This is a genomic window from Streptomyces sp. NPDC107765 (assembly GCF_055657085.1).
Map to the genome: position 1 here is coordinate 442607 of NZ_JBVKBL010000004.1, position 17925 is coordinate 460531.

General features: G+C 71.6%; 13 protein-coding genes and 1 tRNA gene. 5 read left to right on the forward strand and 9 right to left on the reverse strand.

All coding sequences use genetic code 11. The features are described from left to right. Positions 1-30 precede the first annotated feature (30 nt). From ACZ7MX_RS13555 to ACZ7MX_RS13585, 7 genes are all read right to left on the reverse strand, one after another. Positions 31-597: a Pycsar system effector family protein gene (locus ACZ7MX_RS13555; protein WP_472131699.1), complete on the reverse strand. Its 567-nt coding sequence runs from the start codon at positions 595-597 to the stop codon at positions 31-33. Next, positions 597-1676: a hypothetical protein gene (locus tag ACZ7MX_RS13560; protein ID WP_472131700.1), complete on the reverse strand. Its 1080-nt coding sequence runs from the start codon at positions 1674-1676 to the stop codon at positions 597-599. The genes ACZ7MX_RS13555 and ACZ7MX_RS13560 overlap by 1 nt, the downstream gene beginning before the upstream one ends. After that, a complete protein-coding gene (locus ACZ7MX_RS13565; protein ID WP_472131701.1) occupies positions 1669-4179 on the reverse strand; it encodes a hypothetical protein in 2511 nt (836 codons plus the stop codon). The genes ACZ7MX_RS13560 and ACZ7MX_RS13565 overlap by 8 nt, the downstream gene beginning before the upstream one ends. A 5-nt stretch (positions 4180-4184) precedes the next feature. Next, positions 4185-5090 (reverse strand): nucleotidyl cyclase domain-containing protein, encoded by a 906-nt coding sequence (locus ACZ7MX_RS13570; RefSeq protein ID WP_472131702.1) that lies wholly within the window; start codon positions 5088-5090, stop codon positions 4185-4187. 164 nt (positions 5091-5254) lie between these two features. Beyond that, positions 5255-5965, reverse strand: coding sequence for a Crp/Fnr family transcriptional regulator (locus ACZ7MX_RS13575; RefSeq protein WP_472131703.1), 711 nt, complete (start codon positions 5963-5965; stop codon positions 5255-5257). A 645-nt stretch (positions 5966-6610) separates the two neighbouring features. After that, on the reverse strand, positions 6611-6976 hold the full coding sequence (locus ACZ7MX_RS13580; RefSeq protein WP_472131704.1) for a hypothetical protein: 366 nt from the start codon (positions 6974-6976) through the stop codon (positions 6611-6613). A gap of 315 nt (positions 6977-7291) precedes the next feature. Further along, on the reverse strand, positions 7292-8449 hold the full coding sequence (locus ACZ7MX_RS13585; protein ID WP_472131705.1) for an erythromycin esterase family protein: 1158 nt from the start codon (positions 8447-8449) through the stop codon (positions 7292-7294). Between the two features lie 125 nt (positions 8450-8574). Between ACZ7MX_RS13585 and ACZ7MX_RS13590 the strand changes: the two genes are divergently transcribed. Then, on the forward strand, positions 8575-9381 hold the full coding sequence (locus tag ACZ7MX_RS13590) for a TioE family transcriptional regulator (protein ID WP_472131706.1): 807 nt from the start codon (positions 8575-8577) through the stop codon (positions 9379-9381). Here ACZ7MX_RS13590 and ACZ7MX_RS13595 read toward each other — a convergent pair. Further along, positions 9365-10570 carry a polysaccharide deacetylase family protein gene (locus ACZ7MX_RS13595; protein ID WP_472131707.1) on the reverse strand — a complete coding sequence of 402 codons (1206 nt, stop codon included), beginning with the start codon at positions 10568-10570 and terminating at the stop codon, positions 9365-9367. The two genes, ACZ7MX_RS13590 and ACZ7MX_RS13595, sit on opposite strands and share 17 nt — an antisense overlap. Before the next feature lie 424 nt (positions 10571-10994). Here ACZ7MX_RS13595 and ACZ7MX_RS13600 point away from each other — a divergent pair, with 424 nt between their 5' ends. The 4 genes from ACZ7MX_RS13600 to ACZ7MX_RS13615 all read left to right on the forward strand — a co-directional run bounded on the left by ACZ7MX_RS13600 (position 10995) and on the right by ACZ7MX_RS13615 (position 17040). Continuing rightward, positions 10995-12683, forward strand: coding sequence for a sigma-70 family RNA polymerase sigma factor (locus ACZ7MX_RS13600; RefSeq protein ID WP_472131708.1), 1689 nt, complete (start codon positions 10995-10997; stop codon positions 12681-12683). Positions 12684-12894: 211 nt separating this feature from the next. Next, positions 12895-13899: a C1 family peptidase gene (locus ACZ7MX_RS13605; RefSeq protein ID WP_472131709.1), complete on the forward strand. Its 1005-nt coding sequence runs from the start codon at positions 12895-12897 to the stop codon at positions 13897-13899. A 252-nt stretch (positions 13900-14151) separates the two neighbouring features. Further along, positions 14152-14907: a DUF4232 domain-containing protein gene (locus ACZ7MX_RS13610; protein WP_472131710.1), complete on the forward strand. Its 756-nt coding sequence runs from the start codon at positions 14152-14154 to the stop codon at positions 14905-14907. Positions 14908-15474: 567 nt separating this feature from the next. Next, positions 15475-17040: an IPT/TIG domain-containing protein gene (locus ACZ7MX_RS13615; RefSeq protein ID WP_472131711.1), complete on the forward strand. Its 1566-nt coding sequence runs from the start codon at positions 15475-15477 to the stop codon at positions 17038-17040. Positions 17041-17293: 253 nt separating this feature from the next. On the opposite strand, the gene ACZ7MX_RS13620 is transcribed toward ACZ7MX_RS13615, so the two are convergent. Further along, positions 17294-17367 (reverse strand) — tRNA-Gly (locus ACZ7MX_RS13620). Positions 17368-17925: the final 558 nt, after the last annotated feature.

Below are 17925 nucleotides of genomic sequence, written 5' to 3' on the forward strand. Positions count from 1 at the left end.
GTGCGGCGGCGGCGCCGGGCCGGCCGCCGGTCAGCGCGCGGTCAGGCTCCAGGCCAGGGCCAGCGCCGCCGAAGGGGCCAGCGCGCCCACCGCCCAGCGGATGGCCCGGTATTTGGCGGACAGGATCGAGCTGACGTCCACGGCCTGGATGAGCAGCCACCCGGCCGGGTCCCGCCCGGCCGCGGCGATCTCGGCGGCCAGCCGGGGCAGGTCGTGGGGGGCCAGCAGATCGCCGAAGTAGGTCACCCCGTCCTGCGTACGGAGCGTGCCGGTACGCGGCAGCAGCGCCCGGACCAGCGCGGTCACCGCGACCGCCCAGAGCACCCCGGCGGCGACCAGGGTGAGGTCGGCCGGGCCGCGCCAGTCGGGCGCGCCGTGCCACCCGATCAGGAACGCCGGCAGCGCCAGCGCCCCGGAGAGCAGCACGGCCGCCTTGGAGTCGGCCCGTCCGAGGTCCTCCCGGACCGTGTTCAACAGCCGTTCGGCGATGCGTTCCCCCGCCCGGTCGTGGCCGTGCCGACCCCCGTCCGGCACCGGCACGACCGGGTCGGGGGAGTCTGCGGTCCCCCCGTTCGCCGTCCCCCCGTCGGCCGTCATCAGTCCTCCTCCGCCCAGGACCATCCGTCGTCGCGGCTGCGCCGGCGGCGGCGCGGCGGTTCGGGCTCGGCGGTGTTCGCGCCGTCGTCGGCCGGGTCGTCCTTGCCCAGGTACGACGGGCGCCCGGCCCGGGACGGCGGGTCGTCCGAGACCCAGTCCGGGGTGAACGGCTCGGACGTGCCCGGGCCCAGCTGCGGCGTCTCCCGGCGGGCGGGCAGCGAGCCGATGGGCCCCTGGACGCGGTGGCGGCCGCGGTTGAGGAGCTCCAGCGCCTGGGTCTCCACATCGGTGGAGTGGATCTGGCCGCTGTCGACCATGGCGAAGAGCCGGTCGATGCGCTCCTTCTCGTCGGCCCGGCCCTCCTGGCGGATCTTCTCCAGGAAGTCCTTGGCCGCCTCGGGCTCGGCCGCCAGCATGTAGCTGAGCTGGTCCAGTTCGCCGCCCTGCAGCATGTCCCGGAATGTGCTCTGGTGGACCCGGGTCACCTCCGCCGAGGCGTGCGCGTCCCGGATGTCGTCCATGTGATGGATCGTCCGGTCGTCCACCCGCAGCCGTACGTACAGCCGCACCCGCAGCCCGAGATCGGCGCCCAGGTCGTCCCAGCGCCCGCCGGCGCACTGCCGGGTGATGGCCCGGTCGGCCTGCTCGGCCTGGTTCACCGGGAACTCCGCGGAGACGTCCCGCAGCCGCTCCAGCGTCGGCGCGGTGAGCCGCTGGGCGACATCGGTCACCACCTCGGTGGCGGCCAGATGGGGATCGCTCACCGTCCAGTGGATCTCCACCTCGGCCTTGAAGAACGTGGTGCCTCCGGCGGCCGGCAGCTCCAGCTGCAGCGTCGTGACGAACGTGCCGAGCGCGATCTCGCAGATGGTGTGCGGCCGGGCCAGCGCCCGCTTGTCGTGGTGCTGGATGCCGCGGACGGTGGCCACGCTGTAGCCGCCGTTCCGGTAGAACAGCACCGACGCCGTCCGCGCGCTCGTGTGCCGGAACGGGCCCGTCGGCGCGTACTCCCGCAGGAACGGACCCGCGGGCCCCGGGCCGGCCGCCCCGCCCCCCGCCACGCCCTGGTCGTCAGCCATGCGTTTCCTCCTGGTACCTCTCGCCCGTCCGGTCCCGCGGCGGGACGGCGAGCCACCACAAGGAGCGCGCCTGCGCGTCGGGGAGCGGATTGTCCGGATCCTTCATCATTCGGCGCAGCAGCCAGTCCAGCCGCCGCCGGTCGTGCTCCTCGGTCGCCAGCGCGGGCAGCAGCGCCGCCAGCCCCGGCCGGGTCCACTCCCTGCCGTCCTTGCGCACGGCAGTGCGCAGCAGGGCCTCCAGCGCGTCCATCGCCACCTCCTGCGACCGCGCGGTGTTCAGCGCGGTCCACATCAAGTCGGCCATGGGGGCGACGAGTTCGGGCTGCGCGACGGCGAGGGCGAGCGGCAGCGGCCAGTCCCCGCGGTCCCCGAGCCCGGAATCGGGCTCGGCGTCCAGCACCTCGTCCACCTTGGTCACCGCGAGCCGGACGGTGGTCACCAGACCGAGGTCCTGGTACGGCTCGCGCTTGTGCTGCGTCCACTCCGCCATCCGCCGCAGCACCGTCGCCCCGTCCGGCAGGGCCAGCAGCCGGACGACGTTGAACGAGGCGACCGCCAGCTGCTCCCCGTCGTCCCGGACCCCGATCCGGGCCAGGGCGTCGAGGGACTCGTCCGTGGTGGCCGCGGCGTTGCCGTAGCCCAGCGCCATCGCCGCGGTCCAGCGCAGCGACTTCGTGCCGTACCGGCTCCAGTCGTCGACCAGCCGCCGCACCGCCTTGCGGTGCGAGGCGTGCCCGGCCGCCTGGTCCATCGTGGTGGCCGCGAAGATCCGCCGGCGCGGTGTGCCCGCCTCGGCGAGCGGCCGGATCAGCTCCGCGTAACCGTGGTCGAAGTCCCGTACGCACAGCTCCCCGGCGGCCACCGCGGCCCGCATCCACACCTGGGGACGGGGGTCGTCGGCCAGCAGCCGCAGCCAGCGCACCACCGGGCCGCGGACCGGGAAGTGCCGGTCCCAGACCTCGCTGAGCACCGCGCCGGGCAGCGCCGCCCCCCGGTACCAGATCAGCTGGGCGGGCACCTCGGTGCCGGCCACCTCGACCTCGCCGTCGGTCAGTTCGGCCCGCGACAGCGCCAGGTCGGACTCCGGGTCGTCGCAGAACAGCGGCCGGGCCGGGGTGTGGTCCGGATCGCTCTGGACGGACAGTTCCCAGGTCAGCAGGTGGGCGGCGGAGGCCACCGCGCTGTGCGAGGCGCCGCCCAGGACGGCCAGCGCGATCCGGAACGCCACCGGGTGGAACAGCGCCGCCGTGCCCGGCCGCCGCCCCCCGCTCCCGTCCGCGGCCGGCGGCGGCGCGGCCAGTGCCCGGTCCACCCCGGCGAACCACTCGTGGGCCTGGCCCGCCGCGAGACTCCGGCAGCCGGCCAGCAACTCCTCGTAGGAGACGCCGTCCAGCAGATGCCCGGCCAGCAGCGAGGCGAGCAGTTCGGCCTCGGCGGGGCGCAGGTCGTTCAGCCCGACCGCGTCCTGGATGTCCGTCCGCTCCGCCAACTCCTCGGCCCGGGCGAGGAGTTCGGCCACCCGCCCCCCGGCGTCCGGCCCGTCGTCCCCGGCCGCCGCGACATGCTCCGCCAGCCGCTCGCGCAGCCGGGCGGTGCGCAGTTCCTGCGTGGGCACCGGCGGGCAGAGCATCCCGTACCGCCCGGCCAGCAGCGGGTTCGCCGCCGAACCGACCGTCACGACGATCACCGCGAACGACTCCCGCTCGTCCAGCGCCGCGGCCAGCCCGTCCAGGTCCATCGCGTCCGGCGGCAGCGCACCGGGCTTGCCGAGCGACAGCTCCAGCAGGTAGCCGGTACCGTGCCGCTCCTCCAGCGAACCGGCCAGCTTCGGCACGCCGCCGTCCGTCTCGACGTCCACCCGCAGCACCCGCGGCCCGGACCCGGACTCCTCGCCAGGACCGTCCCCGGCAAGGGCGGTGACCTCGTCGAGGAGGGCCAGCGCGGTGCTGGTGCGCCCGGTGCCGGGTGCCGCGCCGAGCACCAGCAGCCGGCGGGCCCGCAGCGCGTTGCGCAGCCGTAAGTACCCCTCCGGTTCGACGTGCACCCGCCGGAGCCGGCGCAGCTCGTCGTCCGGCACCGGCCCGCTGCGCACCCCCGCGGCGGCCTGCCGGGCGTCCATCCGCAGGTGGATGTCCCCGATGTGGGCGCTTTGGATGTACGAACGGTCGAAGCTGTTCAGGTCCCGCCCGGTGTCGAACAGCATCCGGGTGGCGCGGCGGGTCCGCGACGCGGCGGCGAGGTCGGTGGGGCCGTCCTCGCTCTCCTCCCCGGCGAGCGGATTGCCGGTGTGCTCCTTGAACCGCCCCGCGGCGCGCTCCCGTTCCCGCTCCCGCTCCGCGGCCTCGCTGTCGGCAAAGTCCCCGTCCCCCTTGTCGTCCGCCCCGCGCGCCCGGTCGTCACCGTCCTTGCCCCGCGCCTGGGGCGCGCCCTCCGGGGACGGCCCGCCGGCCGCCTTCGGGGCCTCGGGCTCGGCCGGTCCCCCCGCCTGCTCCTCCTCGGCCACGTGCCTCAGCCCTTCCGCCGCTCGGCGTCACCGGTGATCCGCCCGATGTGCACGCCCTGCTGGTAGACGTTGTCGTGGTGCCGGGACATGTCGCCCCGGACGACGTACCGGTCACCGCCGGACCTGCCGCCCCGCGCGTCCCCGCCCCGGTCGCCGTCCTCGCCGTCGTCCTCGTCGTCGTAGTGGTCCGAGCCGTCGTGGTCGTCGTCGTGGTCCGAGCCGTCGTGGCCGTCCACGCCCGCTGCCTTGGCCCCCGCCCCCCACGCGTCCGCCCCCGCGCGGGTCCGCCCCTCGCCCGGATCGAGGCCGTCCGGTATCGCCGGTGCGTCCCGTCCGGGAAGGTGGAACCAGGCGTTGACCGCACCCTCCTTGAGCGCCAGCCGGGCCCGGGAGTAGCGCGTCGGCTCGATGAACTTGCCGCCGCTGCGGACCACGTCCTCGTACAGCGACTCGGACACCACCAGCACGAGGTCCGCCCGCTCGGCGTCCAGCAACTGCCGCCCGACGGGGGAGTCGGCCAGCCGGCACGCGAGGTCGACCGCGCGCCCGCTGACCCCCCGGCCGTCGTGCCGCACCGGGCCGACGTGCATGCCCACCCGCAGCCCCAGGGGGACCCGCAGGTCGCGGTTCTCCTCCCGCAGGTTCTCGCGCACCTCGACCATCCACAGGCCGAGCAGCCGGGTCACCGAGACCCGGCCGGCCACCGACAGCAGGACGCCGTCGCCGCGGTCCTCCATGTGGACCGCGTCCCGCGCCACCTTGGCGTGGGTGAACGCCGTTTCCAGGACCCGGTAGATCCGGGCGCGCATCTGCGGCTTCTCCACGTCGTCGTACTCCCCGGAACGCCGGGCGTCGACGCTGATCACCAACTCGTAGAGCGCCTCCGCGACATCCCTCGCGTCGTCGTCCACCCCGAGCCCCCTGTCCTGCCGCTCTGTTCGATTGCCGTCCCCATCAGCTTCCGGCCCGGGACCGAGGCCGTCTGTAGCCGTTTACACACGCCGGGCGTGCGCGCTGCCCGTCATGTCCGCGCCCCCTGCCACGCCCGTCCCCGCCGCGCTCCTCCGCGCCGTGCTCACTCCTGGTGGCCCTCGGCGAGGAGGGCGAGCAGCGCGGGGTCGAGGACCTCCACCATCCGGTTGCCGGTACGCACGACCTTCTGCGTACGCAGCAGCCGCAGGGCCTTGGCGACGGCTTCGCGGGTGGCCCCCACGGTGGCCGCCAGCTCGTCCTGGGCCAGGTGGACGACGGTCCCGGGTCTGGAACGGCCGGGTACGGGCGGGGCGTAGGGGCCGGCGGGCTCGACCCGTGACAACTCGCTGAGCCGGGCGGCCAGTCGCTGCAACACGGTGAGCGAGGCGAGCGCGGACCGCTCCTGGTCGGCGCTGCGGAGCCGGAAGGTGAGCTGGCGGATCACCAGTCCGCTGACCCGCGGGTGCAGGGCGAGGAAGCGACGGAACGCGTCGCCGGAGATGACCTGGGCCTCGATCGGCCCCAGGGCGCGCACGGTGGCGCTGCGGGGATGGTTGTCCAACGCGGCCATTTCCCCGAGGAGTTCACCGGGGCCGCGCAGGCCGAGTATCAGCCGGGTGGCACCGCGGTCCGTGGCCACGGAAACGGTCACCCAGCCACGCAGAATGATCATGACGTGACCGGACCGGTCGCCCTCCGTCAGGAGATGGGCGTCGGCCGTATAGCGCTTCCGGCTTCCGAGGGCCATCACGCTCTCGTTCTCCTGGGCTGTCAGAGCCCGCGCAAAAGCCAGCTCGTCGCCGAGCAGCCCCATGGCCACTCCCCCCACGGCAGTCCGTATGGCCGGTTTTTCGTAGGCGTTGATGGTCGCAGAGTGACGCTTTGGGTCGAGTGAATTACGCCACACCCCGCATACTCGGCAGTACTCCCCGAACCCCCAGGTGAACCGCGCCGCCCCGAGTCGCCCGTGCTGCCCGCACCCCTCACCATCCAGCCACCAGCCCCACCCCTCGGCCAACGATCCGGAGGTCAGACCCCCACCCACCCGAGCGACCCCCGCCGCTCCTCATTGGCCAAAACTCGGGTTTCCGCCAACGGATCGGTAATTCCATTCCACGCAAGAGGAGTCACTCCTTCCTCCACGCCACCACCCCCGAGATCGAAAAAACCCGAGTTTCCGCACGTCACCGCCCTGTCCGCGCTCACCCCACCGGGGTTGCCCGCACATGGCGAGTATGTGACGTAGCGCACACGCCGTACAGAGGGCCGCCGGGATTCGGTCGTGGTGCGGCATCGATCGCCGGGCCCGGGCGGGCCGCGCCGGCCGGACGGCGCCATCCGCTCACCGGGCTCAAGCGGCTGATCCGCCGGCTCGTGGCGGCGCCGGCGGATCTGCACATCGAAGATTTCGGGGCGCAACGGCGGGCGTAATCGGCGCCCGACGGCGGGAATTTTCGGGTCAGAGGCGGCGTATCCGCGCAGCGATCCCGTGGCCGAGCAGAAGGTAAATCACCGCGGGCAGACCGAAATTGAGGAATACCCGCAGTCCCTCGGTGTCCATGGTGAAGATGTCCTGGGACCAGCCGGCGAGCCAGTCGGCCAAACCGTGCACGAATCCGACGAAGACATTTCCCCGGTTGGCCTCCAGCAGGTACAGCAGGATCCACAGACCCAGGACACCTGCGGCGATGTCCGCGATCGTGTGGATGACCAGGGCTGTCCGGTGTGCGCCGGAGCCGTCCCGGCTGCGCCGGTGGATGTCGGGATTAACGTTATAGGGGCCGTAATTGTCGTTTACCGGCAGGTGTTCATGAGGGCTGTTCATGTCCCCTTACTTGCCTGACCCGAGTACCCAAAACCTCTCTTAAACCTGCGATTGCATATCGGTTTCAAGATCCCTCCGGGTGTGTCTCGAACTCCCTTCGCCCGCCGCCCATTTCACCGCGAACGCCTCTTCGCAGGTCTTCTCCCGGCTCGTCTCATCGATCATCCGTTGTGGCGAAACGTTCGACTGTTTACCGTTGGCCCGCTCATTCGCCTGCCGTGTCCCGTTCAGCCGGTCACCGGCAACCGGCAGGACGTACCGGCGCGGCGCCGGATCTCCCTCGTCACACCCGGCGCCGCGCCGTGCCCACCGGGTCTACGGGCGGAGCGACCGCACGGCGGCCGGGCCGTCGCTGACGTGCCAGAGCGCGTCCGCCGCGTCGAGGCTCGCCCGGTCGAGAGGGAAGTAGCCCTGCTGCGGGGTGGTATCGGTCCGCGTACGGACGGGAGTTGCCGTGGCGGCTGCGGTGACCGTACCGGCCGCGGTCAGCCCCCAGCCGTTGATACGGCCCTGCAGGACCGCCTCGTAGGTATCCGCCTCCGGCTCCCCCAGCCCGAGGACGTCGCTGCTGCCCAAGGTGCCGAGGACGACGGTGTACCGCTCGTCCAGCAGGGACCCCACGATGGCGCCGGCGGAGAACCAGTCGAGGTCCATCTCCGCCATCCGCATGGTGCTCGGGTTCCGCTGCACGTGCACGTTGTGGGCGAAGAGCAGGGTCGGTCCCCGCCGGGCCTCGATGGTCCGGACGTCGAGGAGGTTCTGGGCCATCAGTGCGTCCCGGGTGGCGAGGAGACGGGAGATCCGTGCGCTCTCGTCGAGGCGTTGTGCCGACTGCTTGTGGTAGCGCAACAGGCCCAGACCGGCCATGAGGTGTGTCCTGGCCCGGAACCACTCGGCACGTGAGGTCGCCGCGATCAGCTCCGGGGCGCGCGCATGGAGCGAGGTGAGCATGTCGTCCGCGATCGTCCGGAGCTTCTCGGCCTCGGCCGTGTCACCGACCGACATCGCCGGGTCCAGGATCGCCTCCGCGCGGCTCCACCGTTCGTCCTCCCCGGCGAGGCCCGCGAGGTCGACGTCGAGCTCGGGCTTGAGGTAGTCGCGGGCGTACTCGAGATAGCGCCGCGGGCTGGGTGCGCTGGTGTTCTCCATCTCGGCGTCGATGCCATGGAAGGCCAGGCGCTCCTCCGCCGGCCGGCCTTCGTTGTGCTCGCGCATCCAGGCGATGAGTTGCCTGTTGGCGAGCAGCTCGCCGAAGCCGGTGGAGAAGCCCTCGCTCATCACCTCGTCGAGCGTTCCGGCTCCCCCCTGGACGAAGTCGTCCACGCGCAGCGCCGTCACCCGGTCGATCTCCAGGGCGATCGACCGGAAGCCGTGGCCGGCCAGCTGAACGAACAACTCGTTGCGCAGCCGCCCGAAGGCGGGCTCCAGGTGCGTCGGCTCACCGAGCGCCAGCAGTTCACATGACGTACTCACGAAGTCTCGAATGTCCTGACTCATGAGCCTCAATCGTATCCTTGAAAGCACGGTTGAGACTTGCCACGCTCTCACCTGCCCGCCGCACGATAGGCTTCGCCCAAAGTCTCAAACAGGTGATAACCATGCGCCCCTTTGACCTCGCGCGCGAGCACGGCATCTCGACCCAGGCGGTCCGCAACTACGAACGGGACGGTTTCCTCCCGCCCGCGGAGCGCACGGCCAGCGGCTACCGCATCTACACCGAGGTGCACGCGGCAGCGCTCCGCACCTTCCTCTCCCTCGTCCCGGCCTACGGGCACGCGGCCGGCGGCCAGATCATGAACGCACTCCACCGCGACGCCCTCGACGACGCCCTGATGCTCATCGACCGCGGCCACAGCCAGTTGCTCCGCGACCGGGAGACCCTCGACGCGGTGCGGAAAGCGGTCGAGCACCTGACCGCGGAGGGCGACGCCACCACGGACCCCCCAGCAGCCCCCGCCACCCGCACCATCGGCGAACTCGCCCACCAGCTCCGCGTCACGCCGGCCACCTTGCGCAACTGGGAGGACGCCGGCATCCTCACCCCCACCCGCGACCCGGTCACCGGCCACCGCAGCTACGGCCCGAGCGACATCCGCGACGCCGAGTTCGCCCATCTCCTCAGGCGCGGCGGCTACCTGCTGGACCACATCTCCACCGTGGTCCAGCACATCCGGACGGCCGGCGACACCCACACCCTGGCCACCGTCCTGGACGACTGGCACCACAAGCTCACCACCCAGGGCCTCGCCATGCTCACCGCGGCCACCCACCTCAGCCACTATCTGACCCTGCTCGGCCACCCCGCGGCACAGGCGGCTCCGTACGCCGGGCCCGCAGGCGCTCCCGCACCTGTGGCGGGAGAGTGCGCTCCTCCCGCCGCCGTTGCCGTCAGCCGCGTCCGGTGAACTGCTGCCCGACGCCGAGTCGGCGCAGGTCGGCGAGGACCTTGGGGTCCTGGGCGTCGAGCCAGTCGCAGAGCTGGCGGAAGGAGACCAGCCGGACGTCCTTGTGCTTTTCGTCGGCGATGTGCTTGAGCGCTTCCTCGACGGCGTCCATGTAGATGCCGCCGTTCCACTGCTCGAAGTGGTTGCCGATGAAGAAGGGCGCCCGGTTGGTCTCGTAGGCCCGCCGGAAACCGGCGATATAGGCCTCGGTGGCCTGCTTGCGCCAGCCCGGGTAGTTGGCCGGCGGGCCGTGGGTGACGTTCTTCGGCGACTGGTTGGCGGCGATGTTGTAGTCCATCGACAGCACGGGGAAGGAGTGGCCGGGGAACGGGATCAACTGCAGCGGGAAGTCCCACAGACCCTGCTTCTTGGTGGGCCAGACCTGCTGGCCGCCGGGCGAGCTGGCGTCGTAGCGCCAGCCGAGCTTGCGGGCGGTGGGCAGCAGGTTCTCCTGGCCGAGCAGTTGCGGGGTGCGGCTGCCGACGAGTTCCTTGGCATAGTCGAAGGGGAGCGGATCGAGATCGGTGAAGCCGGTGTTGGTGCGCCACTTGGTGACGAAGGACATCGCCTGCTCGATCTCCGACTCCCACTGCGCGGGCGTCCAGTATTTGACCGAGCCCCGGCCCTCACCGCCGAAATGCCCGTTGAAATGGGTGCCTATCTCGTGGCCCTCCAGCCACGCCGCCCGCACGTTCTTCAGCGTCTCCCTGATGTGGTCGTCGTTGAGGAAATCGATGCCGGACGCGCCGACCGGGTTGTTCGGCGGCCGGTACAGGCGTCGCTTCGCCTCCGGCAGCACATAGATCCCGGAAAGGAAGAACGTCATCGACGCATTGTGGTCCCGGGCGAGTTTGCGGAACCGCGGGAAGAGACCATTTCCCACCTCCCCCGCACCGTCCCAGGAGAACACCACGAACTGCGGCGGCTTCTGCCCCGGCGCCAACCGCTCCGGCCTGGGCGGCTGCTGGGGCTGCCGGCCGGTGTACGCGGTCGAGCCGTCGCCTATCGGCTTGCCCTGCGGCCCCTTCCCGGGCTTCGTTCCGACCTTGTCCGAGCCCGACGACCCGGCGGAGGAGCAGCCGGCGACCGACAGCGCGGCCGCCGCTCCTACGCCGAGCCCGAATATCCGGCGGCGGCTGAATTCACGCATGACGATCCCATCGCATTGGTTGGATACGGAGCTTCCGCGGACGCAGACCGCATTGCCCCTCAACCCACGCCCTTCGCCCTTGGACGCGTACGACTCTCGCGGCGATCACTAGCGCACCGGTAACGCCCCACTAACAAGCGCTGCCTGCGGACGGCGAAGCGGTCGGTCCCGGCTTCCGGCCGCTTTCCCTTTCCACAGCTGTGGACGGCGGAGGGCGAGGGACCGGCCCCGGCCCGTACCGCACCCACCTCGGCACCCGCCGGCGCGCCCACCCCCGCACCCACGTCCGTGCCCGCCGAAGAAGCCGAGGTTTTCTGTTATCCGGCCGGGGCGGGAGGATCCCCAGGCATGGCACGACCGATTGCCTGACCGGTTCCATGACCGATCGCACGACCGATTGCACAGCGAGGAAGGAAGCCGGAACGTGAACCCACATCCTGGAGCAGCGACTGTGGTGGCCGCGCGTGCTGGAGATCAGCAGGCGCAGGACGAGCTCGTGACCGGCTTCCTGCCGCTGGTCTACAACATCGTGGGCCGCGCCCTTCGCGGCCATGCCGATGTCGACGACGTGGTGCAGGAGGTCATGCTCCGCATGTTGCAGGGGCTCGACGGGCTGCGCGATCCCGACCGGTTCCGCTCCTGGCTGGTGGCCGTGACGATGAACGAGATACGCCGGCACTGGAACCGCAGGCAGGCGTCGCCGACCGACACCAGGGTGGACGACGTCGCCGACCTCGCCGATCCGGCCACCGACTTCGTCGATCTGACCATCTTCCGCCTGGGCCTGGCCGGTCAGCGCAGGGAGGTCGCCGAGGCGACCCGGTGGCTGGACGAGAACGACCGCGCCTTGTTGTCGCTGTGGTGGCTGGAGGCCGCGGGCGAGCTCACCCGTGAGGAGGTCGCGGTCGCCCTGGAGCTGACCCCGCAGCACACCGCGGTCCGGGTGCAGCGGATGAAGACCCAGTTGGAGACGGCCAGGGTCGTCGTGCGGGCGCTGTCGGCGGAGCCGCGCTGCGGGGAACTGCTGGCGATGGTGGCCCACTGGGACGGCGTCCCCTCCGCGCTGTGGCGTAAGCGAATAGCCCGGCACGCGCGTGGCTGCGCGGCGTGCTCGGGGTACTGGATCGGCCTGGTCCCGGCGGAAGGGCTGCTCGTCGGGCTGGGCCTGGTGCCGCCGGCGGCCGGTTTGGTCTGGCTGCTGTCCGGCACGCACGGCGCGTCCGCCGTCAACCTCGCCCCCGTCGCCTCCGGGCAGGACATCACCGGCCACGGTGGCGAGCAGGTGGTCAGGGCGGCGGTACGGCGGGGAGCGCACCGTGCGCCCAAGGCGGGCGGCAGGGGCGTCCGCCGGATCCTGCAGGCCCGTCCCCGCGGCGCCGGTGCGGTCGCCGGAGGCGCCGCCGTGACCGCCACCGCCGCCGCAGCCGCCTTGTCCCTCGCCCTCGTCCCCTCCGGCGGCGGCCACGACACCACGAGCGCGGCAGCCGCGCCCCGGCAGCTGTCCGCGACGGCCTCGGCGAGCTCGCCCACCCCGGAGCCCTCGGTCCGCCGTTCCACCAGCACGGCTCCCTCGCATCCCACGGCTGCGCCGAGCCGCAGGTCGGCCCCCGCGGCGAGCCGGGACGAACGGCCCGCCCGTCCGCCGCTGTCCGCATCACCGACCCCGACGCCGACGCCCCGGCCGAGCCAGGCAGTCGACCCCGCCCAGCAGGTCCTCGCCCTGATCAACAAGGCGCGGGCCGACCACGGTCTGCCGCCCTACACCCTCACCTCGGGGCTCACCCGCAGCGCAGAGGCCCACAACAGCGTGATGGACGGCGGATGCGGCCTGTCCCACCAGTGCGCCGGTGAAGCGCCGCTGGGGGACCGGGAGACGGCCCAGGGGGTGCACTGGGGAGCGGCCGGAGAAAACATCGGGCAGGCCACAGCGGGGCCGGACCCCCGGCAGATCGCCGCCGCCGCGGTGAGCGTGACGCAGTCCATGCTGGACGAGAAGCCGCCCAACGACGGCCACCGGCAGAACATCCTCAGCACGACGTTCCACCACGTCGGCATAGGCGTCCACCGGAACGCCAACGGCACCGTCTGGCTCACCCAGGACTTCTCCGACTGACCCAACGCGCGCTCCGAAACCGGGAGTTACCCCTCCAGCGCCACTTTCCTGTTATCCACCCCACCCTGAGGGATCTCCCCCAACTGTCAGGTCCCTGACACCCCACACGCACTACTCGGCACTACTCGGCACTGCCCGGGCACCGCAACCGCACTGCCCGGCACTGCCCAGCACTGCCCCCCACTGCACTGCGCAAGAAATGAGGACATCCATGAGTCACGGTTCGCACCGGTGGAAGGCGATGAGCGGCAGGTCGCGTGCGCTGATCGCACTGGCCTCAGCAGGTGTGGTCGGCGCCGTCACCGTCGGGGTGTCCTCGGCGGCCACCGAGGCGACCGCCCCCCGGAAGGCCACCGACCACCGTGCGGCACCCGCCGGGGCGTCGCAGATACCCGGTACGGCGACCGGAAAGGCGAAACGCTTCGCCACCGGCGCGGTGCCGTCCCGGGAGAACGGGCGGACGGACGCGCTCGGCAAGACCCTGGGGCCCAGGCTGGCGGCGCTCGCGCCCGGCGCCACGGCCGGAGCGACGTCCTCGGCGACCCGGACCCGTCTTCCCGAGAGCGTCGACCTGAGCAAGTACGCGCCGGCCCCCGGCAATCAGGGCCAGGTCGGTTCCTGCGCCGCATGGGCCGTCGACTACACGGCCTACGGCGTCCTGGAGCGCGAGCAGAAGATCTCCGGCGGCCCCCAGGCGCCCATGTTCACCTACGCCCAGGTCGTCAAGGGCCAGCCGCGGGGGACCTCCTTGGCCGATCACTTCAGGATCGCGATGAAGCAGGGCGTCGATGCCAAGTCCCACTACTGGCAAGGGGACTTCGACTACACCACCCAGCCCACCGCCGGCGAGACGAACAACGCGGCGAAGTGGAAGCTGTCCGGCTACACCCCCCTGCACACCGGAAGCCGGCTGAAGAACGAGGTGAAGGCGGCGCTCGCCAAGGGACTGCCGGTCACCGTCGCGATGCCGGTACACAACAGCTTCTTCGCCGTCACTCCCCAACAGGCCGCGTCCTACAGCTACGCCCCGACCGCCGGTGACCCCGTGGCGGGCGGCCACGCGATGGCCGTCGTCGGCTACAACAGCAAGGGAGTGCGGGTGGAGAACTCCTGGGGCTCCGGCTGGGGCGACCACGGATTCATCAACCTGTCCTGGAAGGCCCTGACCGACGAGACCTGGGAGGCCAACGCGGTCGGCAAACTCATCAAGCGCTGACCCCGCCCCCGCCACCCCCAAGGCACCCGCACCACCCACAAGGCCCCGGTCCCCGACCGGGGCCTTCGCCCTGGCGGCGCCGGCCTTCCCTGACGTGGCGCTGCTTCGGGTTCCTCCTGCCGTCCTCCCCCCCCGCTCCCATGCCCGCGTTTGCCGGACGTTAGTGGTGCGGCAGTCTGGCGATAGGGGCCCCGACCAGAGTGGGTGTCGTACCGAGGAAACAGCGACACCGACCGTCCTGGGGGACCCGAAATGAGCGCCAACACCACTGCCGGCACCGCCCGTCGCCGCACCCTGCGCATTGCCGCAGCGGCCCTGACCGCAGCCGCCGCGCTGTCTCTGACCGCCTGCTCCGGTTCGGACGCCGGCGGCACGAAGTCCGGGGCCCACGCGGACGCGAGCAAGGCCGCCGCCGATTCCAGCGGCGCGGGCTCCTCCGGGTCCGGTGGCGCGGGCTCCTCCGCCGGAGCGCAGGGTTCCGACACCCAGGCGGACTCCGGTGCCAAGACCGGTACCAAGCCGGGTGCTGAGGGCAAGCAGGCGGGCGGTGCGCACGCCACCGGCGGTGGTGGGGCGGGCTCGGGTGTGGAGCGCTGCCACACCTCCGGCCTGAAGGCGGCATTCGCCACGGGCGAGGACGCGGCCCCGGACCCGAACGCGAGCGGGGCGACGACGACCAGCGTCGTGCTGACCAACAAGGGCAGCCGGGCCTGCAAGATCGGCGGTTTCGCGGGTGTGGACCTCAAGTCCGAGAACGGCGGCGAGCGTTGGTCGCTGGCCCGTTCGTCGGCCAAGCACGGCTCGATCACCCTGGGGCCCGGGGACAGCACCGACTTCACGATCAACGTCCTGCTGACCAAGGAGAAGGAGGGCTTCTACCAGCCCGCCTTCGCGGACGTCACCCCGCCCAACGAGACCACGTCGATCACCGTCAAGTGGCCCTGGGGCACCCTCGTCGACCAGCGCGCCGCCACCCACCCGGGCACCTTCGTCAACCCCATCGGCTGACGACCCCGGCGCTCCCCCGGCCACGCGGGCGCGGGTCCGGACGCCACGTCCGACCGCGTCCGCATGGCCGCTCCCGAACTGCCGCAGTGCCGCACGCCGGCGGCCGCGACCTCACTTTCCCTTGTCTGCTTCGCCCATGGGGCCTCCATCGGCCGCTTCCGCCGCCGGATCCGCTGCGCCGGACGTGCCGGCCGGGTCCTCGAAGCGGAACGACTCCGCGATCGCGCCGAAGACCTAGAGCCGGGCCCCGGTGGCACCGGAGGAGACAGGCGGTCAGCACCAGGACGGGGCACGCCGGACCACGTGCGACGCCGCTGCTCGGACCGTGCCCGGGCCGGCCGCGGGCGGGGATGTTTTGCTGTCGCGCGAGGTGGGGAGAAGGCTCATACCGAACCAAACGGGCTGCCCATCCCTCCTCGGGGTGCGCAGCCCGCCGTGTTGTGGTGATCCTGCGGCCGGTGGCCGCGGCTGTGGTGTGTGCTGCCCCGGACAGGGATCACCGGATCTGTGCTCTCCCCCACGCAGGGGTGTGCCGGGCCCCGGGTGGCCCCCACCAAAGGGGTCCCCATGAATACCCACGTTCAGTCGCCGTTGCTGGATCTGTTGAGCACGGCTTCCCTCCCCGGCCAGGCGCAGCCGGCCGCCGGGGCGCGAGAGGTGAACCGGTCGGCGGCGCCGGTCCGCACCTTCCTGGCGGTCACCTCCATCCCCGTCGGCACCAACCCGGTCGGGCTGGCGTTCATCCCCAACGGCGACCTCTACGTCACCAACTCCGGGTCGAACAACGTGCAGACCATCGACACCGCCACGGACACCGTCATCGGCGCCGCGATCCCGACCGGCACCACGCCGGCCTGGCTGACCGTCGCGCCCAACGGCAACGCCTACGTCCCCAACAACATCTCCAACAACGTGACGGTGATCGACACCGCCACCAGCACCGTCCTCACCACGATCCCCCTCAGCGGCGGCCCCTCCGCCGCGGCGGTCATCCCCAGCGGCAACGTCTACGTCAGCCGCTTCTCGGCGAGCAGCGTGCAGGAGATCGCGGTCGCCAGCAACACCCCCATCGGCCCTCCGATCCCCACCGGCAGCGGACCGGTCGGGATCGCGGTCGCCGCCAACGGCAAGGCCTATGTCGCCAACCGGAACGCGAACAGTGTGACGGTGATCGACACCGCCACCGCCACCGTCCTCACCACGATCGGCGTCGGCAACGGGCCGAACTTCGTGGCGATCGGCCCCAGCGGCACCGTCGCCTACGTCGCCAACATCAACTCAAGCAATGTGACGGTGATCGACACCACCACGGACACCGTCGTCGGCGCCGCGATCCCCGTCGGCACCAACCCGTGGGGCATCGCGGTCGGCCCCGACGGCAACGCCTACACGGCCAACCGGGGCGCGAACACCGTGTCGGTGATCGACACCACCACCAACATCGTCATCGGCGCCCCGATCCCCGTCGGCAGCCAGCCGATCGCCCTGGTCGTCGCGCCCAACAACAAGGTCTACGTCACCAACATCGCCGGGGCCAGCGTCAGCGTCATCCAGTTCGACCCGACGATCAGCAGCATCACCCCCAACCAAGGGCCCATCACGGGCGGCACGGTGGTGACGATCACCGGCACCAACCTGACCGGGGCGAGCGTCGACATCGGCGGCAACCCCGCCACCGGCGTGAGTGTCAACGCCACCGGTACGCAGCTCACCGCGACCACTCCGCCCGGCGCGGCCGGCCCCGCGGACGTCACCGTCACCACCCCTGGTGGCAGCGCCACGCTGGTGGGCGGCTTCACCTACGTCGTCCCCGTCCACGCCACCTCGCTGACCGCGACCCCGGCGCTGACGAAGCTGTTCCCGCCGCACGTGTACTTCCCGTGGCTGACGGCCACGCTGACCGACCAGGTCACCGGCCTTCCGGTGCCCAACCAGCCGATCCTCTTCAAGGCCGGCAGCAATGTCCTGGGCATCGCCAACACGGACGCCCAGGGTGTCGCCCGGGTGAACGAGACGCTCACCCTGACGCTCATCCTCCTCAACCACGGCTACGAGGTCAGCTTCGCCGGCGCGGTCACCCCGACGGCGATCCTGTCACCGTCCAGCGCCAGCGCACCGGTCATCGAACCCTGACCCCCAGCCGGCCACCGGAACGGCTCCGCGACCCTTCCGTGCGCTCCGGAAAAAGAGCGCACGGAAGGGCATAAACCGGCACCGGAGAAGCCCTGGGCTCAGCCCTCACCAACAACGGCCCTGGACGCAGAGGGGCCAAGTCAGGCCCAGCCGTGGCTTCGTGACCGAGAGTTGGGACACGCGGAGCGCACCCCCGCCCCGAAGGGGTCGGGACAACAAACAAGCCCCAGGTCGCTGACCTGGGGCTTTCATATGGAGCGGGTGACGGGAATCGAACCCGCGCTCTGAGCTTGGGAAGCTCATGTTCTACCATTAAACTACACCCGCGTCATTCCGTCTCTCTCGAGAGCGGAACATCGTCGCACACTCTACCCCATCGCCGCCCCGCGGTGCATTTGGCATGTCCGGGTGGGGTGTGGGGAGAGGGGTGGCCCCCAGGGGGTATCCGGGGGTGCAGGGGGGTGCGCGGCCCGCGGGGATGCGGGTGTGCGGGGCGGGAGTTGGGGCGTACGGTGGGGGCTCGGAGTGCCGCGTGTGGTGGCGCCCAGTTCATCCCCTAATGTGGCTTTTGTTGTCCACGCAGTTGGGAGAGGGACTTGATGGAGCGCACCGTCGTACGTTGTGCCGAGGGCCACGTGTTCAGCACCGCTTCGTTCCCGATGCAGACCACCGACCGGCTCGGTCCCGGACGGCTGTTGCGCTGCCCGCGCTGTGCTCGGCTGCGGCATGCGGTGCCCGTCGAGCACGCGAAGCGGTAGTTGATCAACCCGTAGTGGCGGAGTGATCAACGCGTAGCAGTGATCGTCCGAGGGTGGTGGGCCCGGTCCCTGGTGGGACCGGGCCCTCGTCGTGCGGTGGGGGTGGTGCGGGCGCGTATCCTCGTCT